Consider the following 5,103-nt stretch of genomic DNA (forward strand, 5'->3'; position numbering starts at 1 on the left):
CGTGCTGTGGGTGCTCTCGGCGCTGGTCTACGCGCGGGTCACCGAGCCCGCGGGAGAGGCCGCCGCCGGGGCCGCCGATCACCAGGACGGCGACGGCGGCGGATCCTGGTTCGCCGAGGCGGCCCGGATGCTCCGCGAGGACCGGACGTTCCGCAGGTTCGTCACCGTGCGTGGCCTGATCCTCGTGTCGTCGCTGAGTCCGCCGTTCATCGTGTCGATGTCCGTCGCGGCGGGCACCGGGGCACTGGCCGGGCTCGGCGGGTTCATCCTCGCCTCCGGGATCGCCTCACTCGTCGGGGGGCGGATCTTCGGCCGGCTCGCCGACCGGTCCAGTCGTCGGCTCATGGCGTGGGCGGCCGCCGCCGCCTCGATCGTGGCGCTGGGTTTCGTGGTGGCCGTCTCGCTCCCCGGCGTCGACGGCTCGTCCGCGCTGGGGACCGTGTTCTTCGTGGGCGGATACTTCCTGCTCACGTTGTTGCACTCCGGGGTCCGCGTGGGGCGCAAGACCTATGTCGTGGACGTGGCCGAGGGCGACCTGCGGACGACCTACGTCGCGGTCTCCAACTCGGCCATGGGGATCATCCTGCTCGTGGTGGGCGGCATCAGTTCGGTCATCGCGCTGGCGGGGGTCGAGTGGGCGCTGGTCTTCCTGGCGATCCTGGGGCTGATCGGTGCGGTGTCGGCACTGAGAATGCCCGAGGCGTCGGCGGCCCGGTGATGCCGGGTGCGTGAGCGGCCCGGAGTGTGGAAGCCTCGGGACGGACGGCGGGTGAAGCCCGCCGGTCATGACGACGACGAGGAGACGCGCCGTGCCCGATGACAATGTCACCCTCACGGATTTCCGAGCAGGCCTGCTCGATGGGAGCGAGAAGGATCTGGCCGACTACGCCGGTCAGGTCGTCTTGGTGGTCAACACCGCCAGCAAATGCGGGTTCACCCCCCAGTACAAGGGGTTGCAGAAGCTGTACGAGGAGTACCGCGACCAGGGCTTCGTGGTGTTGGGCTTCCCGTGTGACCAGTTCGCGCACCAGGAGCCGGGCACCGACGAGGAGATCGGGTCGTTCTGTGAGCGCAACTTCGGGGTGGAGTTCCCGCTGTTCTCGAAGATCGAGGTCAACGGATCGGGCACCCACCCGCTGTACCGCTGGCTCAAGTCGCAGGAATCCGGTCTGCTGGGCGGTCGGATCTCGTGGAACTTCACCAAGTTCCTCATCGGGCGTGACGGCACCGTGGTGGGTCGGTTCGGCCCCAACCGTAAGCCTGAGGACCTGCGCAAGGCCGTCGAGGAGGCGTTGCGGGAGTCGTGAGGCCGTGCGGTGAGTGGGCCGATTCAAGTTGCTGCGGCTAAGGTTCTTAAGTCATCACTGAGAACTCTGGAGCCGTATGGCTGTCGGAATGCCCCGATTCGCCGCCACCGCCACCGCCGGCGCGCTGGCCCTCGCCCTGACCCTCGGTTCGGTCGCCCCGGCCGGAGCGCAGCTCGGCAGCATCGACCCGGCCACGTTGGGGCCGGACGATCTGGAGACCATCATCGAGGCCGTGGGTTCCGTCCCTCTGGGCTCGACCGCCGGTTCGCTCGGGTCGGTGGGCTCCGCGGACATCCCGCTCGGTGAGGGATCCTCTGCCCCCATCGGGACGCCCTCCCCGGTCGATCCGAGCATCACCGAGACCGAGTTCCGGGGAGTCGAGCGCACGCGGGGGGAGTATCAGTACTGGATCGTCGCCTCGGAATCGATGCAGCGCGAGATCACCGTCGAGGTGGTCCCGTCCCGGGGTGAGGGCGCCGCTCCGGTGCTCTACATGCTCGACGGCGTCGGCGCCCCGGTGAGCAGCACCGGGTGGAACCACCAGGGCCAGATCGAGGATCGGCTCGCGGACGAGGACGTCACGTGGTCAATCCCGCCGGCGCGTTCGCCTCGTACTACACCGACTGGGAGCAGCCGGACCCGGTCCTGGGCAACAACAAGTGGGAGACCTTCCTCACCGAGGAGCTGCCGGGCGTCGTGGCCGAGCAGCTCGAGACGAGCGGCAGGAACGGGATCGGGGGGATCTCGATGGGCGGCCAGGCGGCCATGCACCTGGCCGCCACGCACCCCGGGCTCCACGACGCCGTGATGTCCTTCAGCGGCTACTACTCCACGATGGACGCGCTCGGTTACCAGACCGTCCGGCTCAGCGTGGAGACCCGCGGTGGCCAGGTGGACAACATGTGGGGTCCGCACCGAAGCGGGCGCTGGGCGGAGAACGACACCATCTCTCACCCGGAGGGACTGCGTGGCAAGGCCGTCTACTTCTCGTCCGGCAGTGGCGAGATCGGCCCGGAGGACCTGCAGGAGTACGGCGGCGGCGCGGACGTCCAGAACCTGCTCATCGGACTGGTCCTGGAGAAGGGCGTGCGCGAGGGCACCGAGGCCTTCGAGAGGGCGCTCGACCGCGCGAACGTCGACCACCGGGTGGACTACTCCGACACGGGGCTGCACAACTGGCCGAACTTCCTCAAGAACTTCGAGGCCGGCTGGGAGCACATCAAGCCCGCTCTCGAGGACTGACCCCCGCCCCAGCGCCCTCGCGATGGCCCCATGTTCGCCCCGGCGCCCTCGCGCTCGCTCCCATCATCGATAAGACCGTTCCGCGCACCCCCTTCTCGGGCGATGTGTGCGGAACGCTCTTGGCGTTGAGGGGCGGGGTCGTTGAGGGGCGGGGTCGCCGCGCGGCGGGACCGCCGAGGGGCGGGGAGAACGACGACGACGAGGTCCGCACCAGCACACGGCAGCGCCGCCACCCGGTCGAGCACACCGGGCGGCGGCTCCGGTTGGCGCTCGAGCCGATCGGTCTCTGCGGCGAAGGGGCACGACGACCTACGCTTGTCACGTCAACAGCGATTCGCTGACGGGCTTCGGGATCGGGGAAGCCGCGTCGGGTCACGAGCGCTACACGTTGCTCGGCGATCGGAGGACTGTGTGGGCGGGAACGACGACGCCGGGCGCCGCGACGGCCGGACGGAGGCGGGCGGCGACACCCGGACGGCAGAGCGCGTCGACGATCCGATGGTCGAGGTCCGCGAGCTGCGCAAACAGTACGGCCGCCGGGGCCCGGTCGCGCTCAGGGGCATCGACTTCACGGTCGGTCGCGGCGAACTCTTCGGACTGCTCGGGCCCAACGGCGCCGGCAAGACCACGACGCTCGGCATTCTCACCACCCGGGTGAGGCCGACCTCCGGCACCGCGCGGATCGACGGCATCGACGTGGTGGCCGGACCGCAGGCGGTCAAGCGGCGGATCGCGGTGATGCCGCAGCAGAGCAACCTGGACCGATCACTGACGGCGCTGGAGAATCTGACGTTCCACGGCGCCTACTACGGCATGCGACTGAAGGACAGGCGGCGGCGTTCGCGCGAGCTGTTGGAGCAGTTCGGGTTGGCGGACCGCGCTGACGAGCAGGTGGAGAACTTCTCCGGCGGTATGGCGCAGCGACTGCTCATCGCGCGGGCGCTCATGCACCGTCCGCCGCTGCTCTTCCTCGACGAACCGACCACGGGGCTGGATCCGCAGTCGCGGTTGTTCCTCTGGGACCGGGTGACCGATCTCCACCGATCCGGCACCACGATCATGCTGACCACGCACGACATGGCCGAGGCGGATCGGCTGTGCGAGCGGATCGCGATCGTCGACCACGGTGAGCGCATCGCGTTGGACACCCCGGCCGGTCTGCGGGATCTGTTGCCGGGTGGTCGCGGCATCGAGCTCGTCCTGGACGCCTCCGACGATCCCGCTCCGCTGCTGGCAGAACTCGGGGAGACGGAGTCCGCCGAGCTCGAGCAGGGGCGGTGGCGGGTGCGCTGCTACGGCGACAGTCGCCTGGGCGAGGCGATCGCGGTCGCCGAACAACGGGGAGCCGTGGTCCGGGACGTGCGCCGGCTCGAGGGCAGTCTGGAAGACGTGTTCGTGCACCTGACCGGGCGGGAGCTGCGATGAGTGACGTGACGAGAAACCCCGACCCGATGCTGGCGCGCGCGACGGGTCTCCGCGCCTTCCTGGGCCTGCTCCAGCGCGACATCTGGAACACCCTCCGTCACGAACTGGGGGGCTTCCTCGCGCAGTCGCTCATGCAACCGTTGGCGTTCCTCTTCGTCTTCGGCCTCGTCCTGCCGGAGATCGGCGCGGTGGACGAGTCCTACGCGACGCAGCTGTTGCCGGGCATCATCGCACTGACGCTCGTGCTGACGGCCCTGCAGAACGTGGCGCTGCCGTTGGTGATCGAGTTCTCGTACACCAAGGAGATCGAGGACCGACTGTTGGCGCCGATCTCTCCGCTGATGGTGGGGGTGGAGAAGTTGGTGTTCGCGACCGGGCGGTCCCTGATCGCGGCGCTGCTGATCCTGCCGCTCGCGGCACTGATCCTGCCGGGCGGGGTGCAGACCGGCGGTGCGAACTGGGGAGTGTTCGCGCTGCTCCTGATCGTCGGCGGCCTCGCCGGGGCGTCGATCGGACTGGTGCTGGGCACGTCGGTCCCGGCGCGGCGCATCAACATGGTGTTCGCGTTGGCCCTGACGCCGCTGATCTTCACCGGCGCCACGTTCTACCCGTGGCAGCTGCTCGATTCCCTGCGGTGGTTCCAGGTGCTGACGCTGTTCAACCCGCTCACCTACGTCTCGGAGGGGATGCGCGGCGCCCTGACCTCGTCTCCGCATCTGGGGGCGGAGTGGATCGCGCTCGGGCTCGCGGTCTCGACGGTCGCCTTCGCTGCCGTCGGTCTGCGCGGGTTCATCCGCCGTGCGGTGGATTGACGACTCCCGTCCGGGGCGTGCGACGGGTGCACCCCTCGGGTCGCGGGGTGGTGAGCGTCAGTATCCGCGGCCGTACTCGACCACGGACAGCAGGTCCTCGCCGTCGACGAACCTGCGGAGGTTCTCCGCGAGCGGCCCGGCCATCTCCTCGGTGAGTCGCCCGGCCGGGTTGGCGACGTGCGGGGTGATCACCACGTTGTCGAGGCCGAACAGCGGGTCGTCCGGCGCGGGCGGCTCCGGATCGGTCACGTCGAGCGCGGCGCCGCCGATCAGGCCGCCGGTGAGCGCGCGGTACAGGGCGGCCTGGTCGATGAGGG

General features: G+C 69.6%; 5 protein-coding genes and 1 pseudogene. 5 read left to right on the forward strand and 1 reads right to left on the reverse strand.

Features of this window, described 5'->3' with window-relative positions; translation table 11 throughout:
• The 5 genes and pseudogenes from G6021_RS09810 to G6021_RS09830 all read left to right on the forward strand — a co-directional run.
• Positions 1 to 718: pseudogene (locus G6021_RS09810) on the forward strand (MFS transporter); the annotation flags it as partial.
• Between the two features lie 91 nt (positions 719 to 809).
• Entirely contained in the window at positions 810 to 1,307 is a 498-nt protein-coding gene (locus tag G6021_RS09815) for a glutathione peroxidase (protein ID WP_346034869.1), read from the forward strand.
• 582 nt (positions 1,308 to 1,889) lie between these two features.
• The gene (locus G6021_RS17315) at positions 1,890 to 2,549 is read left to right on the forward strand and encodes an alpha/beta hydrolase family protein (RefSeq protein ID WP_347238354.1); all 660 of its coding nucleotides are present in this window, start codon (positions 1,890 to 1,892) and stop codon (positions 2,547 to 2,549) included.
• Positions 2,550 to 2,960: 411 nt separating this feature from the next.
• Entirely contained in the window at positions 2,961 to 3,974 is a 1,014-nt protein-coding gene (locus G6021_RS09825; RefSeq protein WP_347238945.1) for an ABC transporter ATP-binding protein, read from the forward strand.
• Entirely contained in the window at positions 3,971 to 4,786 is an 816-nt protein-coding gene (locus tag G6021_RS09830) for an ABC transporter permease (protein WP_206682655.1), read from the forward strand. The genes G6021_RS09825 and G6021_RS09830 overlap by 4 nt, the downstream gene beginning before the upstream one ends.
• 57 nt (positions 4,787 to 4,843) lie before the next feature.
• Here the strand turns inward: G6021_RS09830 and G6021_RS09835 are convergent.
• On the reverse strand, positions 4,844 to 5,103 hold a 260-nt coding region (locus tag G6021_RS09835), incomplete at its 5' end, for an NAD(P)-dependent oxidoreductase (protein ID WP_277817936.1).

The organism is Dietzia sp. CW19 (assembly GCF_014145265.1).
In the GTDB taxonomy this organism is placed as follows: domain Bacteria; phylum Actinomycetota; class Actinomycetes; order Mycobacteriales; family Mycobacteriaceae; genus Dietzia; species Dietzia natronolimnaea.